Here is a 20,322-nt window from a genome sequence, read left to right on the forward strand (position 1 = left end):
CAGCGATCTCCTTCTCCATGAAATTCAACCTCCTCGCCACCGACGGCGGCGCCCGCCGCGGCCAGCTCCACCTCGCGCACGGCACGGTGCAGACGCCGGTGTTCATGCCCGTCGGCACCTACGGTACGGTGAAGGCGATGTCGCCCGCCGAGATCACCGACATCGGCTTCGAGATGGTGCTGTCGAACACCTTCCACCTGTGGCTGCGGCCGGGACTCGAGGTGATCGAGGCGCACGGCGGCCTGCATCGCTTCATGGGCTGGGACAAGCCCATCCTCACCGACTCGGGCGGCTTCCAGGTGTTCAGCCTCGGCAAGCTCAGGAAGATCACCGAGGACGGCGTGAAATTCGCCTCGCCGGTGAACGGCGACAAGCTCTTCCTCACGCCCGAGATCTCGATGCAGATCCAGCGCACGCTGAATTCCGACATCGTCATGATCTTCGACGAGTGCACCCCCTACCCCGCGACCGAGCGCGCGGCCGCCGACTCGATGCGGCTGTCGCTGCGCTGGGCGGCCCGCTCGAAGGCGGCGCACGCCGGCAACCCGAACGCGCTTTACGGCATCGTGCAGGGCGGCATGTACGAGACGCTGCGCGACGAATCGGCACGCGAGCTCGTCGCGATGGACTTCGACGGCTACGCGATCGGCGGGCTGTCGGTCGGCGAGCCGAAGGAGGACATGACGCGCATCCTCGCCCATACGGCACCGCAGCTGCCGGTCGACAAGCCGCGCTACCTGATGGGCGTCGGCACGCCGTCCGACCTGGTCGCCGCGGTCGCGCAGGGCATCGACCAGTTCGACTGCGTGCTGCCGACGCGCAACGCCCGCCACGGCATCCTGTTCACCCGGCGCGGCGAGCTGCGCATCCGCAACGCGCGCTGGAAGCTCGACACGGCGCCGATCGACGACGAATGCGACTGCCACACCTGCCGGCATTTTTCCCGTGCCTACGTCCACCACCTGATCCGCGCCGGCGAGATCCTCGGCGCGCGGCTCGCCACGATCCACAACCTGCACTACTACCACCGCCTGATGGCCGGGATGCGCGCGGCGATCGAGGCCGGCCGCTTCGCCGACTTCGCGGCCGGCTTTCACGAGATGCAGGCACGCGGGTGGTAGAATCGTCCGGATTTGACTGACCTGCCCTGTTTCGGAGCGTTTGACCATGATTTCGCTTGCCTACGCGCAAACCGCCGCCCCCGCCACGCCGGGTTTCGAGCAATTCCTTCCGCTCGTCATCATTTTCGTGCTGTTCTGGCTGATGCTGATCCGTCCGCAGATGAAGCGCGCCAAGGAGCAGAAGAAGATGCTGTCGGAGCTGGCCAAGGGCGACGAAGTCGTCACGGGCGCCGGCCAGGTCGGCAAGATCGTCAAGATCGGCGAGCAGTACATTTCGCTGGAGATCGCCGACGGCGTGGTCACCCACGTGCAGAAGCAGTCGATCCAGACCCTGCTGCCAAAAGGCACGATCAAGGGCCTGTAAACGCACGGGCGGGGAGACTTCGATCCCGCGTCCTGCATCCCGCATCCTGACCCCCGTCCCCTGACATGAACCGTTTCCCGCTCTGGAAATACGTGCTCATCGGCATCACGCTGGTGATCGCCTTCCTGTACACCCTGCCCAACTTCTTCGGCGAAGTCCCGGCGGTGCAGGTGTCGCCCGTGCGCACCACCGAAAAGGCCGACACCGCCCTGCTCGGCCGCGTCGAGTCCGCGCTGAAATCAGCGGGTCTGGGCTACCAGGGCGTCGAACTGGCGGGCAACAGCATCAAGGTGCGGGTGGCCAGCACCGACCTGCAGATCAAGGCGAAGGACACGCTGCAGGGTGCCCTCGGCGACGGCTACACGGTCGCGCTCAACCTGGTGTCGGCGTCGCCCGAGTGGCTGTCGTCGATCCATGCGCTGCCGATGTATCTCGGCCTCGACCTGCGCGGCGGCGTCCACTTCCTGCTCGAGGTCGACATGAAGGCGGCGCTGGAGAAGGCGGCGATCCGCTACCAGAACGACTTCCGCACCGAGCTGCGCGGCGACAAGATCCGCTACGGCGCCATCACCCGCCAGGGCGACGCCGTCACCGTCCATTTCGCCACCCGCGACCAGCGCGACGCCGCCCTCAACAAGCTTGCCAACGTCTTCGGCGACCTCGCCTTCACCCCCGAGGACCAGGCCGACGGCTTCACCCTCGCGGCCCGCCTCAAGCCGCAGGCCCAGACCAAGGTGCAGGAATTCGCGCTGCAGCAGAACATCACCACGCTGCGCAACCGCGTCAACGAGCTCGGCGTCGCCGAGCCGGTGATCCAGCAGCAGGGCGCGAGCCGCGTCGTCGTGCAGCTGCCGGGCGTGCAGGACACCGCGAAGGCGAAGGACATCCTCGGGCGCACCGCGACGCTGGAGATCCGCATGGTCGACGAGCAGGCCGATCCGACCGCGATCCAGCAGGGCCAGGCGCCGTTCGGCGACGACATCGTGCCGCTGCGCGGCGGCGGCAAGATCGCCGTCAAGAAGGACGTCGTGCTGACCGGCGACTCGATCACCGACGCCGCCCCCGGCTTCGAGAGCACCAGCGGCCAGGCCGCCGTCCACGTCAACCTGGATGGCAAGGGCGCGCGCATCTTCAAGGACGTGACGCGCGAGAACGTCGGCAAGCGCATGGCGATCCTGCTGATCGAGAAGAACGTCGCCGAGGCGATCACCGCGCCGGTGATCCGCGAGGAGATCGGCGGCGGACGCGTGCAGATCACCGGCATGGAGACCGCGCAGGAGGCCTCCGACGTCGCCCTGCTGCTGCGTGCGGGCGCGCTCGCCGCGCCGATGCAGATCGTCGAGGAACGCACCGTCGGCCCCAGCATGGGTGCCGAGAACATCCGCAAGGGCTTCCACTCGAACCTCTGGGGCTTCCTCGCCGTGACGCTGTTCATGGTGATCTACTACCGCGTGTTCGGCCTGTTTTCGTCGATCGCGCTCGCAATCAACGGCTTCCTGCTGATCGCGCTGCTGTCGATGCTGCAGGCGACGCTGACGCTGCCCGGCCTCGCCGGCATCGCGCTCACGCTGGGCATGGCGATCGACGCCAACGTGCTGATCAACGAGCGCATCCGCGAGGAGCTGCGCAACGGCGCGACGCCGCAGGCGGCGATCCACGCCGGCTACGACCGCGCCTGGGGCACCATCCTCGACTCCAACCTGACCACGCTGATCGCCGGCGTCGCGCTGTTCTGGCTGGGCTCCGGCCCGGTGCGCGGCTTCGCCGTGGTGCTGTGCCTGGGCATCCTCACCTCCATGTTCAGCGCCGTCACGGTGTCGCGCGCCATGGTCAACCTCACCTACGGCCGCAAGCCGCGCCTGGCCAAAGTCTCGATCTAAGGATCCGCTCATGCTGGAATTCTTTCCGTTCAAGAGAACCATCCCCTTCATGAGCTGGGGGAAGGTGACCACCATGATTTCGCTCGTCACCTTCCTGTTCGCGGTCTGGGCGCTTTGGGAAAAGGGCCTCAACCTCGGCGTCGATTTCACCGGCGGCACCGTGATGGAAGTGCACACCAGCCAGCCCGCCGACCTGCCGGCGATCCGCGCCGCGCTCGAGAAGACCGGCCTGCCCGAGGTGTCGGTGCAGACCTTCGGCACCAGCCGCGACGTCCTGATCCGCCTGCCCAACAAGGGCGAGGCCAACGCCTCCGAGACCAGCAACCGGGTAATGGCCGCGCTGACCCCGGGCAACCCTGCGATCGAGCTGAAGCGCGTCGACTTCGTCGGCCCGCAGGTCGGCAAGGAGCTCTACGACAACGGTGCGCTGGCGCTGCTGGTCGTCGCCTTCGGCATCATGGCCTACCTGGCGATCCGCTTCGAGTGGCGCTTCGCGCTCGCCGGCATGCTCGCCAACCTGCACGACATCGTGATCATCCTCGGCATGTTCGCCTTCTTCCAGTGGGAATTCACGCTGACGGTCCTCGCCGGCGTGCTCGCGATCCTCGGCTACTCGGTGAACGAGTCGGTGGTGGTGTTCGACCGGATCCGCGAGAACATCCGCAAGATGCGCGGCGCGACCGTCCCGCACATCATCGACGACGCGATCACCCGCACCATGAGCCGCACCATCATCACCCACGGCTCGACCCAGATCATGGTGCTGTCGATGCTGTTCTTCGGCGGTGAGGCGCTGCACAACTTCGCCCTGGCGCTGACCATCGGCATCCTGTTCGGCATCTATTCGTCGGTCCTGGTGGCGTCGCCGCTGCTGCTGATGTTCGGCGTCAAGCGCGAGCACTTCATCAAGCCGGTCGAGAAGAAACAGGAAGCCGTCGTGTAAGCAGTGGGCCGGAAGCCGTGAGGCGGCAAGCGCACTGCCGCTCACGCCTCACCCCTCACCGCTCACCGCTCGCCGCTCGCCGCCATGCTGCAAAATTTCATCGCCTGGGTTCTCGCCACGGTCCACGACTGGGGCTACACCGGCATCTTCGTCCTGATGGCGCTGGAATCGACGGTGCTGCCCGTCCCCAGCGAGCTGGTGCTGATTCCGGCCGGCTATCTCGCGCACCAGGGGCACATGAGCTTCGGCATGATCATGCTGGCTTCGACGGCCGGATGTCTGGTGGGCGCCTCGATCAACTACTACGTTGCGCTGTGGGTCGGCCGCCCCTTCCTCGAGCGCTGGGGGCGCTATTTCTTCGTGCGCCCCGAACTGCTTCACAAGACCGACGCCTTCTTCGCCCGCCACGGCGCCGTATCCACGTTCACCGGCCGCCTGATTCCCGGCATCCGCCACCTGATCTCGATTCCCGCCGGACTCGCCCGCATGCGCCTGGCGGCGTTCGCGCTCTACACCTGCCTCGGCGCCGGCCTGTGGTCGCTGGTCCTCACCGTGTTCGGCTACCTCCTCGGCGGCAATGAAGCGCTGATCCGGGAATACCAGCATTTCATCACCGCGGGCGTCGTCGCCTTCGTCGCGCTCGTCATCGGCGGCTACGTCTGGTGGCAGCGGCGCCGCTGAGCCCGCGTTGACCTTCCCCTCGTGGCCCGTCAAAGCGGCCTCCTGACGCGCCACGGCGCCGTTTTTACAACTTTTTTATCCCGCCGCGGGTAGCATGACGCACCGACCCCCTGCGTCCGACTTTCACCTGTCCCGATCGTGCGTATCAAGTCATACGGACTTGGAATTCTTGCCTGCATCGCGCTCACGTTGCTGATCGCGCCTCTGCGGGCGGCCATCGACTTGTCCAACGTCGCCTTGTTCTACGTCCTGCTGGTGGTCGTCATGGCCGTCTGGTCCGGGCGCGGCCCGGCTGCCGTCACCGCCCTGCTGGCCTCGCTGGCATTTGCCTACGTCTTCGTTCCGCCTGCGTTCTCGCTCGCCATCACGCAGGCGCAGCATCTCATCACCGCGAGCATCATGCTGGGGGTCGCCCTGCTGGTTGGCCATCTGACATCGCGGCTGAAACGTCACGTCGAGCACGCGGAACTGCGCGAGCAGCACTCGCGCGCGCTCTACCTGCTGGCGAGCCAGCTGACCGCTGCCCGGACGCGCGCGGACGTGCTCGGGATCAGCGAGCATTTCCTCGCCACGCTGTTCCGCGTGGACGATCTGCGCATCCTCGCGCCGGGCGCGGCCGAGGCGTTGCCCGAGCCGCTCACGCCGGCCGGGCTGGCGGACATCGTTGCCAGCCGGAACCTGGCCATCCTTGCGGTTCCGAGCCGCGGGCGCACCCTCACGGCGGTGCCACTGCGCGTATCGAAGGGCCTGCAGGGCGTCCTCGTCTTCGCACTCGACGACGCGACGACCCTGACGGCCCAGGTACGCGAACTGCTGGAGACCATGGCATCGGTCGTGGCGGTCGCGCTGGAGCGCATCCATTACGCCGACCTCGCCCGCGCAACGGGCGTGCGGATGGCGTCCGAAAGCCTGCGCAACACGATTCTCTCCGCCCTTTCGCATGACCTGCGCACGCCGCTCACGGCGCTGGTCGGGATGGCGGATACGGTCGCCGAAGGTCGCACGGCCCACCCCGGGGACCAGCAGGCCATGATCGTCGCGATTCGCGACCAGGCCCTCACCATCAACCGCCTGGTGAGCAACCTGCTCGAAATGGCGCGCCTGCAATCGGGCGAGATCACGCTCAACAAGGCCTGGCAGCCGGTCGAGGAGGTCGTCGGTGCCAGCCTCCAGCAAATGCGGCTCCAGCTCGCGCAGCATCCGGTCAAGGTGGAGATCATGCCGGCGCTGCCACCGCTCGAATTCGACGCCGTGCTGATGGAGCGCGCGCTGTGCAACCTGCTGGAAAACGCGGCGAAATACAGCCCGCCCGAAAGCGAGATCACGCTGTCCGCGACGCAAGCTGGCAACTGGCTGGAAATCAGCGTATGCGATCGCGGCCCCGGCCTGCCCACTGCCGAGCAGGCCGAACTGTTCGGACTCTTCCGCCGCGGCCAGCGCGAATCGAACATCCCGGGCGTCGGACTCGGCCTCGCAATCGTCCGCAATATCGTCGAGGCGCATGGCGGCAGCGTCGACGCGACCGACCGCAGCGGCGGCGGGGCGTGCTTCAGCCTGCGCCTGCCGCTTGGCGAGCCGCCGCACGTGGCGGAACTGGAGGTCCCGGCATGAGCGAAGACGTCCGGATCCTGGTCGTCGAGGATGATCGCAACATCCGGCAATTCGTGGCCTCGGCGCTCGAGAGCGAGGGCTACCACGTGGCGGCGGCCGGCTCCTTGCGCCAGGCCGGCGTCGAGCTGGGTGCGCGATCGCCCGACCTGGTCATGCTCGACCTCGGCCTGCCCGACGGCGACGGCATCCCGTTCATCCGCGATTTTCGCGGCTGGTCGGCCGTGCCCATCCTGGTGCTCTCCGCCCGTTCGCTGGAGACCGACAAGGTCGCGGCGCTCGACGCCGGTGCGGACGACTACCTGAGCAAGCCCTTCGGCGTGTCGGAGTTGCTGGCGCGCGTGCGCGCCCTGCTGCGGCGCCGCGGCCACGGCAGCGAGCAGGAGCCGCCGCTGATCCGCTTCGGCGACTTCGAGATCGATTGTGTCAACCGCGCGGTCCGGCGCCGCGGCGAGGTGCTGCACCTGACCCAGATCGAATACCGCCTGCTGTTGTGCCTCGCCACCCACCCCGGCCGGGTGATGACGCACCGCCAGCTGCTCGCCCAGGTCTGGGGCGCCCAGGCGGTGGAAAGCCACCAGTACCTGCGCGTCTACGTCGGTCACCTGCGCCAGAAGATCGAGACCGACCCAACCCGGCCCCGCCACATCCTCACCGAAACCGGCGTCGGCTACCGTTTTCAACCCTGAGCCCCTCACCCCGTCATCATGCATATCGTCGTTTGCATCAAGCAGGTCCCCGACAGCGCGCACATCCGGGTGCACCCCGTCACCAACACGATCATGCGGCAGGGCGTGCCCGCGATCATCAATCCCTACGACCTGTTCGCGATCGAGGCGGCGCTGCGCCTGAAGGATCAGCTCGGTGGCCACGTCACCGTCATGAGCATGGGGCCGACCCAGGCCGAGCCGGCGCTGCGCAAGGCGATCTCGCTCGGCTGCGACGAGGCCATCCTGGTCACCGACCGCATCTTCGCCGGCGCCGACACGCTCGCCACGTCCTATGTACTGGCCAGCGCCATCCGCACGCTGGACCAGGAGCGGCCGGTCGACCTGGTGTTCACCGGCAAGCAGACGATCGACGGCGACACCGCCCAGGTCGGCCCCGGCATCGCCAAGCGCATGGACATGCAGCTGCTGACCTACGTGTCGCGCATCGTCGAGATCGATCCTGCCAAACGGCGCATCGTCGTCGAGCGCCGCGCCGAAGGCGGCGTACAGGTCCTCGAAACCGCGTTGCCCGCGCTGGTGACCATGCTCGAGGGAAGCAACGAGGTCCGCTTCGCGTCGACGCCCGACATGTTCCGGGCGGCGCGCGCGACCATCCGCCACTGGGACCGCACCGCCGCCGGCATCGAAGACATCAAGCAGGTCGGCCTCAAGGGCAGCCCGACCATCGTCAGCCGCGTCTTCGGCCCGACGCCGCGCGCCGAGAAGGCCAGGCTGATTCCGCTCGACCCGGCCGATCCGGACAGCGCTGCCACCGGCCTGCTCGAGCAGCTTCTCGCCGACATGCCGAAAGTCCGCAAGGAACTCGAGCAGCGCCGCTCGGCCCCGTAACCCCGCACTCAGCCGCCATGACCGCCACGCCCCCCGCCAAGCCGCTCAAGAAGCGCAAGATCAAACTCGACGAACACCTGCTCGCCTACCGCGGCGTCTGGGTCTTCATCGAGAACGAACGCGGACACGTCCATCCGGTGTCCTGGGAACTCATGGGCCAGGGACGCCAGCTCGCCGAGCAATTGCAGGTCGAGCTGTGCGCCGTGGTCATGGGGGCGCCCGGCGCGGAGCTCGACGCCCTCTGCGAATCCGCGTTCCACTATGGTGCCGACCGTTGCTACCGCGTCGCCAGCCCCGTGCTGCGGCATTACCGCAACGAACCCTTCACCCAGGCGCTGACCCGGCTTGTCAACGCGCACAAGCCGGAGATCCTGCTCCTGGGCGCCACGGCACTCGGCCGCGATCTCGCGGGCTCGGTGGCGACCACGCTGAAAACCGGCCTGACCGCCGACTGCACCGAACTGGCGATCGACCCGGAGGACCGCTGCCTCCTGTCCACCCGCCCCACCTTCGGCGGCAGCCTCTTGTGCACCATCGTCACGCTCAACTACCGGCCGCAGATGGCCACCGTGCGCCACCGCGTCATGCCGATGCCCGAGCCGCAGCCGGAGCGGCGCGGCCTGATCGTCGACTTCGACCCCGGCCTCGTCGAGGACCATGTCGTCACCCGCCTGCTCGAATTCCTGCCCGACTCGCAGGACAACACGCCGCACCTGCCCTACGCCGAGATCGTCGTCTCCGGCGGCAAGGGACTCGGCAAGGCGGAGAACTTCCGGCTGGTATGGGCGCTCGCCGGCGTGCTGGGCGCCGAGGTCGGTGCCACGCGCGCCGCGATCCACGCGGGCTGGATCAGCGCCGACCGCCAGGTCGGGCAGACCGGCAAGACGGTGCGCCCGGCGCTCTACATCGCGGCGGGTATCTCCGGCGCGATCCAGCACCGGGTCGGCATGGAGGCGTCGGACTGCATCGTCGCGATCAACAGCGACCCGAACGCGCCCATCTTCGATTTCGCGCATTACGGCATCGTGGGCGACTGCGTTCAGGTGCTGCCCGCGCTCACCCGCGCATTCGCCCGCCACCTCGGCAGACCGGTCAAGGAGGTCGCATGAGCGAGAAATTCGACGTCATCGTGGTCGGCGCGGGGCCGGCCGGCAACGCAGCCGCCTACACCCTCGCCAAGGCAGGCCTCAGCGTCCTGCAGATCGAACGCGGCGAATACCCGGGGTCGAAGAACGTGCAGGGCGCGATCCTGTACGCCGACGCGCTCGAGCGCCTGATCCCCGACTTCCGCGAAAGTGCGCCGCTGGAGCGCCACATCATCGAGCAGCGGATGTGGGTGCTCGACGCGGAATCGTACATTGGCGGCCATTACCGCTCCGCCGAGTTCGCCCGACCGCCCCACAACCGCTACACGATCATCCGGGCGCGCTTCGACAAGTGGTTCGCCGACCAGGTGCAGAAGGCCGGCGCGCTGCTGCTGTGCGAGACGACGGTGAAGGCGCTGCTGCGCGACGCGCAGGGCAGGGTCATCGGCGTCGAGGTCGAGCGTGATGAGGGCCGCATCTATGCCGACGCCGTGATCCTCGCCGACGGCGCAAATTCGCTCGTCGCGACGCGCGCAGGGCTGCGCGAGGACATCCGGCCGGAGCACGCCGCGCTGGCTGTGAAGGAGGTCATCTTCCTGCCCAAGGAAACGATCGACGCGCGCTTCAACCTGAAGGGCCAGGAAGGCGCAGTGATCGAGATGGTGGGCGGCATCACCCACGGCATGCTCGGCACCGGCTTCCTCTACACGAACAAGGACTCAATCTCGATCGGCATCGGCTGCATGCTGTCGGACCTCAAGCGCCAGCGCCTCTCGCCGGTGGAACTACTGGAAGGGATGAAGGCACATCCCGCGGTTGCGTCACTGATCGCCGAGGGCGAGCCACGCGAATATGCCGCGCACCTCATTCCCGAGGGGGGCTACGACGCGCTGCCGCAGTTGTATGGCGACGGCTGGATGCTGGTCGGCGATTCGGCCGGCTTCGTCAACGCCATGCACCGGGAAGGCTCGAATCTGGCGATGACGACCGGCCAGTTCGCGGCGGAGACGCTGATCGAACTCTTTCGCGAAAAGCAGCCGGCGACCGCGGCCAACCTGGCACGCTATCGCAGCCGGCTCGACGCCAGCTTCGTCATGAAGGACCTGAAGAAGTATCGCCGCCTGCCGGTGACGCTCGAGCGTCACCGGCAGTTCCTGACCGACTACCCGGCCCTGCTCAACCAGGCCGCCCACACCATGATCCGCGTCGATGGCGTGGACAAGCGCCGCAAGGAGAAGGAGATTCTCGAGGCCTTCCGCGAACGGCGCTCTCTGCTGGGCTTGCTGGGCGACGCCTTCCGCCTCTGGCGGGCCACCCGATAAGGAGAGTGCCATGACGCCCACCGTCCAGGCCCTGATCGAAAAGAAACTCTATCTCAACCGCTATCGCGTCGATGCCGGCCGACCGCACATCCGGATCAAGGACGCCGAAATCTGCGCGACCCGCTGCGAAGCCCAAGCATGCGTGGTGTGCTGCCCCGCCGGCTGCTGGAGCAGCGAATCAGGCCGGGTCAGCCTGATCACCGACGGCTGTCTCGAATGCGGCACCTGCCGTATCATCTGCGACCAGTTCAACAACGTCGACTGGGATTACCCGCGCGGCGGCTTCGGCATCCTGTATAAGTTCGGATGAGTCGTCGCGGACACTCACGGACATGAATGAGCCTCACCAGGCGCATCGCAACACCCGCGCGCTTGCCCTCGGCGCACTCGGCGTCGTCTTCGGCGACATCGGCACCAGCCCCCTCTACACGATGAAGGAGGTGTTCGGCGGGCACCACCTGATGCTGAGCCCCGACAATGTGCTGGGTATCCTCTCGCTGATCTTCTGGGAACTGATCCTGGTCGTGTCGGTGAAGTACGTCCTCATCATGATGCGGGCCGACAACAAGGGCGAAGGCGGCATCCTCGCCCTCCTCGCGCTGGTGCAGGGCCAGGCCCCGCTGGCCTCGCGCAGCCGCCTGCTGCTGATGTCTCTCGGCTTTCTCGGTGCATCGTTCTTCTTCGGCGACAGCCTGATCACCCCGGCGATCTCGGTGCTTTCCGCCGTCGAAGGCCTGCAGATCGGGGCACCCGCGCTGCATCCGTTCATCGAGCCGCTCGCGCTCGGCATCCTGGTCGGGCTGTTCGTCATCCAGCGCCAGGGCACCGCCGCCATCGGCACGCTGTTCGGCCCGCTCATGCTGATCTGGTTCGGCGTCCTCGGCCTGCTCGGCGCGCTCGGCATCGCGCGGCACCCCCAGGTGATCGAGGCGGTCCTGCCGATTCATGCCCTGCATTTCTTCGCCAGCCACGGCACCGCCAGCCTGCTCATCCTCGGCGCAGTGGTGCTGGCGATCACCGGCGCGGAAGCGCTTTACGCCGACATGGGCCACTTCGGCCGCCGTCCGATCCAGCGGGTCTGGTTCGCCTACGTCCTGCCGACCCTGGTGCTCAACTACTTCGGCCAGGGCGCGCTGCTGCTCGCCGAGCCCGGCGCCCTGCGCAACCCGTTTTACCTGCTCGCGCCGGGCTGGGCGCTCTATCCGATGATCGGCCTCGCCACCGCGGCAACCGTGATCGCCTCGCAGGCGGTCATCTCGGGCGCCTTCTCGGTGACGCGCCAGGTGATCCAGATGGGCTACGCACCGCGCCTGGTCATCCGCCACACCTCGGCGACCGAAGCGGGCCAGATCTACATTCCCTTCGTGAACTGGACGCTGGCAACCGGCATCGCGCTCCTGGTGCTCGGCTTCCGCAACTCGGGCAACCTGGCCGCCGCATACGGGATCGCCGTGACCGGCACCTTCGTCATCAGCACGCTGCTGGTGGGCATGGTCATGCGCGTGCGCTGGGATCTCGGCCCCACGCTGACGCTCGCCGGCGTGGCTGCCTTCCTCGTGATCGACCTTGCCTTCTTCGGCGCCAACGCGGCCAAGATCCCCGACGGCGGCTGGCTTCCGCTGCTCGTGGCGCTCGTGGTGTTCACGCTGCTCGTGACCTGGAAGCGGGGACGCGAGATCGTGCTGCAGCGCCTGCAGGAGAACGCACAGCCGCTCGCACCCTTCGTCGAGATGCTGCTCGCTTACCCACCGCTTCGGGTGCCCGGTACCGCCGTGTTCATGACCGCCGACGCGCGCGGCGCCCCCTCCGCGCTGCTGCACAACCTCAAGCACAACAAGGTGCTCCATGAACGCGTGGTGATCCTGAACGTGCGCTACGCCGAGGTGCCGTTCGTGCCGCCGGAACGCCGTCTGGAGATGACCCGGCTGGCCGAGGGCTTCTACCACGTCGTCATCCGCTACGGCTTCATGGACGACGTCGACATCCCCAGGGCCCTGGCGGAATGCCCCTGCGGCATGCAGTTCGAGCTGATGGACACGACCTTCTTCTTCAGCCGCGAGAACGTCATCCCCACCCGCGGCGAAGGCATGATGCTGTGGCGCGAACACCTGTTCGCGACGATGGCACGCAACGCGGCGAGCCCGATGACCTTCTTCCGGATTCCCGCCAACCGCGTCGTCGAGCTCGGCGCCCAGCTCGAAATCTGAGCGGGCCCTTTCGCGCCGTCCCCGCTGCATCGCCGGCGGTCCGCCGGCACGGGAGACTCAGGCGCCGCGGTTGCCGGCGAGCCCGTTTTCCGTGAAGTAGCTGATCCGCGTGCGCGGATCGAGATAGGCCAGCACGGCACGATCCAGCTCGGCCGGGCGCAGGGTCTTCGCGACGGAGACCTCGGGCGACTCCCGCAGATCCAGCCACAGGGCCTCCTCCTTGGGAACGTCGGGATCGTGGATCAGCAAGGAGGGATGCAGCAGCCGCCCCGGATTGACGCTCATGACCAGACCGATCCGGCCGTCGCTCAGCTGCACGACGCTCCCCGGCGGGTAGACCCCCATGCTGCGGACGAACAGCTGCAGCAGCACCGGATCGTATTTCGCCGGCTCTTTCTTGAACATGAAGGCGATTGCCTCGGCCGGCGTCATGGAGTCCGCGGGATTGGGCCGATTGCAATAGGTGTCGAAGGCGTTGGTGATGCCGGCGATGCGCGCAAGCCGGCCGATCTGGTCGCCCGCAAGTCCACGCGGATAACCGCTCCCGTCGAGCAGCTCGTGGTGCATGGCGATCACCTCCAGCGCGGCGGGCGGGAGGCCGGGCAGGTGCCGAGCCATGTCGACGCCGTAGGCGACGTGCTGCTGGTAGAAGCTCAGCTCGGCCTTCGTCCACGGCGCCTTGTTGAGCAGGATCTGGCTCGGGATCTTTTCACGACCGATGTCGTGCAGCAGCGTGCCGAGGCCGAGTGCACGCATCGCCTCGGCGTCCAGCTGCGCCTCCTTGCCCAGGATCAGCGCCAGCATCGTGACGTTGAGGGCATGGTAATACGCGTTCTCGTCGCCCGCCTTCGCGTTCACGAGGTGAAGGACGACATCCTTGTCGGCCAGCATCGCGTCCACCATGTCGGACACGAGCCCCTGCGCCTGCTGCATCGATTCGCCGGGCTTCGCGAAGAAATTGCGCAGCAACGACTTTACCGCGGACGCGCCGGCCGCGAACTGCCGTTCGCATCGGCCGAGCGCCTCGCGCTGGCGCGCCAGCTTCTCGCGCCGCGCGCGCTTCTCCGCCCACATCGCCTCCATCTCGGGATCGGGCTCGGCCGGCGGGGGCGGCGGCGCACCGGGCGCGGGCGGCGGCAGGGGCGGCACGTCGCTCCTCCTGGCGTCCCACAGCACGTGCGAAATGCCCAGCGCGCGCAGTTGCTGCACCTGCTTTTCGCTGCGGATCTTGAAGCTGCTGAACAGGAAGGGATGATCCATCCAGGATTCGATCCGGATATGCAGTCCCACCCGCAGCTGATCGACGCTGATGCGTTGTTCCCGTTCGCTCATCGGTCAAGTCAGAAGCCGGGCCGCTCAGCCGGCGGCTTCGGTCATCAGCCGCTTCATCTCTGCCACGGCATCCTGCCAGCCGACGAACAGCGCCTGCGCCACGATCGCGTGGCCGATGTTGAGTTCGTGGATGCCGGGCAGCGCGGCGATCGGCTGCACGTTGTGGTAGGTCAGGCCGTGTCCGGCGTTCACCGTCAGGCCGAGGCTGCGGCCGTAGGCGACGGCCATGCGGATGCGCTCGAACTCGGCGACGCGCTCGGCACCGGTCGCGGCGTCGGCATAGTGGCCGGTGTGGATCTCGACCACCGGCGCCCCCGCCGCGTGTGCGGCATCGAGCTGGGCGAAGTCGGCGTCGATGAAGAGCGAGACGCGGATGCCGGCATCCGCCAGCCGCTTGCAGGCGTCCGTCAGCCTGGGCAGCTGGTTCGCGACGTCGAGGCCGCCCTCGGTCGTGAGTTCCTCGCGCTTTTCCGGCACCAGGCAGACGTCCTGGGGTTTCGTTGCGATCGCGACGCCGAGCATTTCCTCGGTGACGGCCATCTCGAGGTTCATCTTGGTCTTCAGCACCTGGCGGAGGATGGCGACGTCGGCGTCCTGGATATGGCGGCGGTCTTCCCGGAGATGCAGGGTGATCGAGTCGGCGCCGGCGGTCTCCGCCACGAGCGCCGCCTCGACCGGACTGGGGTAGCGGGTCTTGCGCGCCTGGCGCAGCGTGGCGATGTGGTCGATGTTGACGCCGAGGAAGATGCTCATGGATTCAGGTCGGTGAGTTCGCGCAGCAGCTGGCGAGTATAAAGCGGCTTGGCGCCGAGCGTGTGGTTGATCAGCGTGCGCATCAGCGCCTTCGCCTCGACGAGCGTGGCCGGCCGCTCGAAGCGGTCGGCGGCAAGATCGAGCAGCGTCTGGCCGGACACCGGGCAGCCGGGCTGCCCGATCGCGTCCATGCCCCCCTGGGCGCGCAGCGCGCCCCGCTCGGGCTGGTAGACGTAGCGCGCCGCCGGGTCGACGGCGGCCCCGCTGTCGGCATCGACCTCGAACGTGGCGCCATAGCCGATCTCGGCGAGCAGGTTCTTCTCGAAGCGGCGCAGGATGCGCTCGAAATCCGCACTGCTCGCCTCGCCGGCCAGCAGTTCGAGCGTCTCGACGTAGCGGTCGTACAGGCGCTCGTGGGGGTCGCCGCGCGCCAGCAGCCGTAGCAGCAGCTCGTTGAGGTAGAAGCCGCACATCAGCGCGCGTCCCTGCGGCGCGATGAGGCCGCCCAGCCATTCGGCGCCATGCAGGGTCTTCATCTCCGCCTTGCCGAACCACGACAGCAGGAGCGGCGTGAAAGGCTGCATCAGGCCGCGCAGCGCCGACGCCGGCCGCCGTGCGCCGCGCGCGATCAGCGCGACGCGACCATGGCCGCGCGTGAAGACTTCCGCCACCACGCTGGTTTCCTTGAACGGATAGGTGTGGAGGACGAAGCCGGGCTCGTTGTCGATGCGGACGTCGCCGGACATGTCGAAACCCTTATCCGCGAAGCTCGCGCACGGGCGAAAAGCCGCTCAAGCCTCTGGGCGTGAGGCCGGTAGGCATTGCGCGATCACGTCGTTCCATCATCCCGCCGCGTGCCTTCGCTGGGAATCCTAATCGATCCCCAGCGTTTTCAGCATGCGCACATCGTCCGCCCAGCCGCCCTTCACCTTGACCCAGACCTCGAGATAGACCTTGCTGTCGAAGGCGCGCTCCATGTCCTGGCGCGCCTGGGTGGAGATCGTCTTCAGCTTCTCGCCGCCCTTGCCGATGACGATGGCCTTGTGGCTGTCGCGGTCGACCAGGATCGTCGCGAAGATGCGGCGCAGCTTGCCCTCTTCCTCGAACTTGTCGATGGTCACGGCGACCGCGTAGGGGATTTCCTCGCCGCACAGGCGGAACACCTTCTCGCGGATCAGCTCGGCGGCGAGCTGGCGCTCGGTCTGGTCGGTCACGTCGTCCTCGCCGAACAGCGGCGGGTTCTCGGGCAGATGCTTCTCGAGCGTCTTCAGCAGCTCCTCGAGATTGCTGCCCTGCTTGGCCGACACCGGCACGATCTCGGTGAACGCATGCGCCGCGGCGACCTCCTGCAGGTAGGCCATCAGGCCGGCGCGGTCCTTCGCATGGTCGATCTTGTTCACCACCAGGATCAGGGGACGGTCCTTCGGCAGGAGTTCCATGACCTGGCGGTCTTCGCGCGTCAGCCGCCCGGCCTCGACCAGCATCATCACCACGTCGGTGTCCGACAGCGTCTCGCGCACGCGCTTGTTCATCGCCCGGTTCATCGTGCTCGCGTGGCGCGTCTGGAAGCCCGGTGTGTCGACGAAGATGAACTGCGCCTCGTCGGTGGTGTGGATGCCCATCACGCGGTGGCGGGTCGTCTGCGCCTTCTTCGAGGTGATGCTGATCTTCTGCCCGACGATGCGGTTGAGCAGCGTCGACTTGCCGACGTTGGGGCGCCCGACGATGGCGATGAGGCCGCACTTGTACCCGCTCATTTCCGCACCTGGGCGCACGCCTGGCGCGCGGCCTCCTGCTCGGCGGCGCGGCGGCTCTTGCCGACGCCGCGCGTGCGCAACGCAGGCTTCGCGAGCACGCACTCGACGATGAAATCCTGGTCGTGCGCCTCGCCCTCGGTGCCGACCAGGCGGTATTCCGGCAGGGGCAGCCGGCGCGCCTGCAGCAATTCCTGAAGCTCCGTCTTGGGGTCCTTGCCCGACGCCTTCGGGTCGATGCGCGCCACCAGCGGATCGAACAGGCCGCGCACGACGCGTTGCGCCGCCTCGAAGCCGGCATCCAGGAAAACCGCCCCGAACAGCGACTCCAGCGCGTCGGCCAGGATCGAGGGCCGGCGGAAGCCGCCGCTCTTGAGCTCGCCCTCGCCGAGGCGCAGGCTGTCGCCAAGCCTCAGGTTCGTGGCGATCTCGGCGAGGGTTTCCTGGCGCACGAGATTGGCGCGCAGGCGCGACAGGCCGCCCTCGGGCAGATCGGGAAACGCGTCGTACAGCGCACGGGCGACGCTGCAGTTCAGCACCGAGTCGCCGAGGAACTCGAGGCGTTCGTTGTTGAGCGCGCCGAAACTGCGATGCGTCAGCGCCTGGGTCAGAAGGTCGGGACGGACGAAGGTATGGCCCAGCGCCCGTTGCAGACGCTGGTCGAGCAAGGCGTTATTCAACGTCGACGGGGGCCGCGTTGGGGTCGGAACTCGCATTGAAATCGACGACCAGGCTGACGTTGCCGAGCAGCTTGGTGCGGTAGGTGTAGTCGGCCGTGATCACGGGGACCGCACCGTGGCGATCGATGCTGAGGTCCTCGGGCTTGACGGCGGTGACATAACCCACCTGGGCGCGCTTGGCGAAGTCGAGGCGGATATCGGCGTTGCTCATGGATTTCAGCTCGGGCTCCTGCCCCATCGTGGCGAGGATCTTCTTCACCGAGAAGAATTCGATGTAGGCGGGGACCACCTTCATCGCAAGCATCGCCAGTGCAACCAGTACGATGGCGATGAACAGGAAGCCGATCATGGTCAGGCCGCGTTGTTGGGGGCGCATGGGGCGTACAGCGTGCATGTTCTCTCCTTATCGTATGGTCGTGCCGATGCGGTGGAAATCGTCGAAGTTCATCCAGACGAAGAAGGCCTTGCCGACGATGTTCCGGTCGGGAACGAAGCCCCAGTAACGGCTGTCGTTGCTCTCGTCGCGGTTGTCACCCATCATGAAGTACTTTCCGGCCGGAACCTTGCAGACGAAACCCTCGCCCTCGGCATTGTAGGAGCAGTTGTCGCGCGACGGAAAGTCCACCACCTGCGTCGGATAGACGGGGGGCTTGTCCGGCTCCACCATCATGGTGTGATTGGCGCCGTTTAGACGCTCCTTGTACACCGTCGCGGTGATGTAGTTGAGACCGTTGCCGACATAGCTGTAGGTCCCGCTGGCCGCGGCCGGGACGAGCTTGCCGTTGATGGTCAGCTTCTTGTCGCGGTATTCGACGATGTCGCCGGGCACGCCGATCACCCGCTTGATGTAGTCGAGGCTGGGGTCGCCCGGATAGCGGAACACCATGACGTCGCCCCGCTGGGGCTCGCCCACGCCGATGATCTTGCGGTCGATCACCGGCAGGCGGATGCCGTAGGCGAACTTGTTGACCAGGATGAAATCGCCGACCAGCAGCGTCGGCATCATCGACCCCGACGGGATCTTGAACGGCTCGACCAGGAAGGAGCGCAGCGCGAACACGACGAGGATCACCGGGAAGAAGCTCTTCGCGTACTCGACCAGCAGCGGCTCCTTCGCGTCCCTGTCGCGGCCACGCCTGAGGAACAGCACGTCGAGCAGCCAGATGGCGCCCGTGACCACCAGGGCGACGAAGAGTATGAGGGCGAAGTTCATGTCGGGGGGTCCGTTTTCCTATTTGTCGGAGACCTGGAGGATGGCGAGGAAGGCTTCCTGCGGGATTTCCACGTTGCCGACCTGCTTCATGCGGCGCTTGCCGGCCTTCTGCTTTTCCAGGAGCTTCTTCTTGCGCGTGATGTCGCCGCCGTAGCACTTGGCAAGCACGTTCTTGCGCATCGCCTTGACGTTCTCGCGCGCGATGATGTTGGCGCCGATCGCCGCCTGCACCGCGACGTCGAACATCTGGCGCGGGATCAGCTCGCGCATCTTGGCAGCCAGCTCGCGCCCGCGGTACACGCTGCTGGCACGGTGCACGATCAGAGACAGCGCATCGACCTTCTCGCTGTTGACGAGGATGTCGAGCTTGACCAGGTCGCCCGCGCGGAACTCCTTGAATTCGTAGTCGAGCGAGGCGTAGCCGCGGCTGGTCGATTTCAGCTTGTCGAAGAAGTCCATCACCACTTCGTTCATCGGCAGGTCGTAGCGCAGCATGACCTGCCTGCCGTGGTACTGCATGTCGAGCTGCACGCCGCGCTTCTGGTTGCACAGGGTGATGACGTTGCCGACGTACTCCTCGGGCACGAAGATCGTCGCGGTGATGATGGGCTCGCGGATTTCCTCGATCTTGGACGGCTCGGGCAGCTTGGAGGGGTTCTCGACGTTGATGATGGTGCCGTCCTTCTGCACCACCTCGTACACCACCGTCGGCGCGGTGGTGATGAGGTCCATGTCGTATTCGCGCTCGAGCCGCTCCTGCACGATGTCCATGTGCAGCAGGCCGAGGAAGCCGCAGCGGAAGCCGAATCCCAGCGCCTGGCTGACTTCCGGCTCGAACTGCAGCGCCGCATCGTTCAGCTGCAGCTTGGTCAGCGCGTCCCGCAGCGCCTCGAAGTCGTGCGACTCGACCGGGTACAGGCCGGCGAACACCTGCGACTGCACCTTCTTGAAGCCGGGCAGCGGCTCGGCGGCCGGGTTGTCGACCAGCGTCACGGTGTCGCCCACCTGCGCCGACTTCAGCTCCTTGATGCCGGCGATGACGAAGCCGACCTCGCCCGCCGACAGCTGCGGCTGGTCGACCGACTTGGGCGTGAAGACGCCGACGTGCTCGGTGAGGTACTGCGCGCCGGTCGCCATGAAGCGAATCTTGTCCTTCGGGCGCAGCACGCCGTCGACCACGCGCACCAGCATGACGACGCCGACGTAGTTGTCGAACCAGGAATCGATGATCAGCGCCTTCAGCGGCGCGCGCTCGTCGCCGCGCGGCGGCGGCACCTGCTTGACCACGACCTCGAGAATCTCCTCGATGCCGATGCCGGTCTTGGCCGAGGCGCGCACCGCATCGGTCGCATCGATGCCGACGATGTCCTCGATCTCGCCGGCGACGCGGTCGGGATCGGCTGCCGGCAGGTCGATCTTGTTCAATACCGGGATGACTTCGACGCCGAGGTCGATCGCGGTGTAGCAGTTGGCGACCGTCTGCGCCTCGACGCCCTGCGAGGCGTCGACCACCAGCAGTGCGCCCTCGCAGGCCGAGAGCGAGCGGCTGACTTCATAGGAGAAGTCGACATGGCCCGGCGTGTCGATCAGGTTGAGGCGATAGGTCTGGCCATCCTTGGCCTTGTAGGCGAGTGCGGCCGTCTGCGCCTTGATCGTGATGCCGCGCTCCTTCTCCAGATCCATCGAATCGAGCACCTGCGCCTCCATCTCGCGCTCGGACAGGCCGCCGCAATGCTGGATCAGGCGGTCGGCCAGCGTCGACTTGCCATGGTCGATGTGGGCGATGATGGAAAAGTTGCGGATCAGGTTCTGGGACACAG

General features: G+C 67.0%; 20 protein-coding genes. 12 read left to right on the forward strand and 8 right to left on the reverse strand.

Annotation, left to right across the window (positions count from 1 at the left end; genetic code table 11):
- Positions 1-17: 17 nt before the first annotated feature.
- From tgt to VA613_RS11410, 12 genes are all read left to right on the forward strand, one after another.
- Entirely contained in the window at positions 18-1,121 is a 1,104-nt protein-coding gene (gene tgt / locus VA613_RS11355) for a tRNA guanosine(34) transglycosylase Tgt (RefSeq protein WP_324779127.1), read from the forward strand.
- 46 nt (positions 1,122-1,167) lie between these two features.
- The gene (gene yajC, locus VA613_RS11360; RefSeq protein ID WP_324779128.1) at positions 1,168-1,485 is read left to right on the forward strand and encodes a preprotein translocase subunit YajC; all 318 of its coding nucleotides are present in this window, start codon (positions 1,168-1,170) and stop codon (positions 1,483-1,485) included.
- Between the two features lie 65 nt (positions 1,486-1,550).
- Positions 1,551-3,365 carry a protein translocase subunit SecD gene (secD, locus tag VA613_RS11365; RefSeq protein WP_324779129.1) on the forward strand — a complete coding sequence of 605 codons (1,815 nt, stop codon included), beginning with the start codon at positions 1,551-1,553 and terminating at the stop codon, positions 3,363-3,365.
- Between the two features lie 10 nt (positions 3,366-3,375).
- Positions 3,376-4,308 carry a protein translocase subunit SecF gene (gene secF / locus VA613_RS11370; RefSeq protein WP_324779130.1) on the forward strand — a complete coding sequence of 311 codons (933 nt, stop codon included), beginning with the start codon at positions 3,376-3,378 and terminating at the stop codon, positions 4,306-4,308.
- A gap of 84 nt (positions 4,309-4,392) precedes the next feature.
- Positions 4,393-4,989 carry a DedA family protein gene (locus VA613_RS11375; RefSeq protein ID WP_324779131.1) on the forward strand — a complete coding sequence of 199 codons (597 nt, stop codon included), beginning with the start codon at positions 4,393-4,395 and terminating at the stop codon, positions 4,987-4,989.
- A 138-nt stretch (positions 4,990-5,127) separates the two neighbouring features.
- A complete protein-coding gene (locus VA613_RS11380; RefSeq protein ID WP_324779132.1) occupies positions 5,128-6,600 on the forward strand; it encodes an ATP-binding protein in 1,473 nt (490 codons plus the stop codon).
- A complete protein-coding gene (locus VA613_RS11385) occupies positions 6,597-7,286 on the forward strand; it encodes a response regulator (RefSeq protein WP_324779133.1) in 690 nt (229 codons plus the stop codon). The genes VA613_RS11380 and VA613_RS11385 overlap by 4 nt, the downstream gene beginning before the upstream one ends.
- Before the next feature lie 18 nt (positions 7,287-7,304).
- Positions 7,305-8,156, forward strand: coding sequence for an electron transfer flavoprotein subunit beta/FixA family protein (locus VA613_RS11390; protein WP_324779134.1), 852 nt, complete (start codon positions 7,305-7,307; stop codon positions 8,154-8,156).
- 17 nt (positions 8,157-8,173) lie between these two features.
- Positions 8,174-9,265 carry an electron transfer flavoprotein subunit alpha/FixB family protein gene (locus tag VA613_RS11395; protein WP_324779135.1) on the forward strand — a complete coding sequence of 364 codons (1,092 nt, stop codon included), beginning with the start codon at positions 8,174-8,176 and terminating at the stop codon, positions 9,263-9,265.
- The gene (locus VA613_RS11400; protein WP_324779136.1) at positions 9,262-10,563 is read left to right on the forward strand and encodes an FAD-dependent oxidoreductase; all 1,302 of its coding nucleotides are present in this window, start codon (positions 9,262-9,264) and stop codon (positions 10,561-10,563) included. The genes VA613_RS11395 and VA613_RS11400 overlap by 4 nt, the downstream gene beginning before the upstream one ends.
- A 10-nt stretch (positions 10,564-10,573) precedes the next feature.
- A complete protein-coding gene (locus tag VA613_RS11405) occupies positions 10,574-10,873 on the forward strand; it encodes a ferredoxin family protein (protein WP_324779137.1) in 300 nt (99 codons plus the stop codon).
- Between the two features lie 22 nt (positions 10,874-10,895).
- Positions 10,896-12,770 carry a potassium transporter Kup gene (locus VA613_RS11410; protein ID WP_324779138.1) on the forward strand — a complete coding sequence of 625 codons (1,875 nt, stop codon included), beginning with the start codon at positions 10,896-10,898 and terminating at the stop codon, positions 12,768-12,770.
- A 57-nt stretch (positions 12,771-12,827) separates the two neighbouring features.
- On the opposite strand, the gene VA613_RS11415 is transcribed toward VA613_RS11410, so the two are convergent.
- The 8 genes from VA613_RS11415 to lepA form a co-directional block, all read right to left on the reverse strand.
- The gene (locus VA613_RS11415) at positions 12,828-14,102 is read right to left on the reverse strand and encodes an HD-GYP domain-containing protein (RefSeq protein ID WP_324779139.1); all 1,275 of its coding nucleotides are present in this window, start codon (positions 14,100-14,102) and stop codon (positions 12,828-12,830) included.
- A gap of 24 nt (positions 14,103-14,126) precedes the next feature.
- Complete coding sequence (gene pdxJ / locus VA613_RS11420; protein ID WP_324779140.1) at positions 14,127-14,855, reverse strand: pyridoxine 5'-phosphate synthase; 729 nt, start codon at positions 14,853-14,855, stop codon at positions 14,127-14,129.
- Positions 14,852-15,601 carry a DNA repair protein RecO gene (recO, locus tag VA613_RS11425; RefSeq protein ID WP_324779141.1) on the reverse strand — a complete coding sequence of 250 codons (750 nt, stop codon included), beginning with the start codon at positions 15,599-15,601 and terminating at the stop codon, positions 14,852-14,854. Before recO ends, pdxJ begins: the two co-directional genes overlap by 4 nt.
- A gap of 126 nt (positions 15,602-15,727) precedes the next feature.
- On the reverse strand, positions 15,728-16,612 hold the full coding sequence (gene era, locus VA613_RS11430) for a GTPase Era (RefSeq protein ID WP_324779142.1): 885 nt from the start codon (positions 16,610-16,612) through the stop codon (positions 15,728-15,730).
- The gene (rnc, locus tag VA613_RS11435; protein ID WP_324779143.1) at positions 16,609-17,289 is read right to left on the reverse strand and encodes a ribonuclease III; all 681 of its coding nucleotides are present in this window, start codon (positions 17,287-17,289) and stop codon (positions 16,609-16,611) included. The genes era and rnc overlap by 4 nt, the downstream gene beginning before the upstream one ends.
- Positions 17,282-17,683, reverse strand: coding sequence for a DUF4845 domain-containing protein (locus VA613_RS11440; protein ID WP_324779144.1), 402 nt, complete (start codon positions 17,681-17,683; stop codon positions 17,282-17,284). The genes rnc and VA613_RS11440 overlap by 8 nt, the downstream gene beginning before the upstream one ends.
- Before the next feature lie 9 nt (positions 17,684-17,692).
- Positions 17,693-18,502 (reverse strand): signal peptidase I, encoded by an 810-nt coding sequence (gene lepB, locus VA613_RS11445; protein WP_324779145.1) that lies wholly within the window; start codon positions 18,500-18,502, stop codon positions 17,693-17,695.
- 18 nt (positions 18,503-18,520) lie between these two features.
- Positions 18,521-20,320 (reverse strand): translation elongation factor 4, encoded by a 1,800-nt coding sequence (gene lepA, locus VA613_RS11450; protein WP_324779146.1) that lies wholly within the window; start codon positions 20,318-20,320, stop codon positions 18,521-18,523.
- Positions 20,321-20,322: the final 2 nt, after the last annotated feature.

Source organism: Thiobacillus sp. SCUT-2 (assembly GCF_035621355.1).
Classification (GTDB): Bacteria; Pseudomonadota; Gammaproteobacteria; order Burkholderiales; family Thiobacillaceae; genus Thiobacillus; species Thiobacillus sedimenti.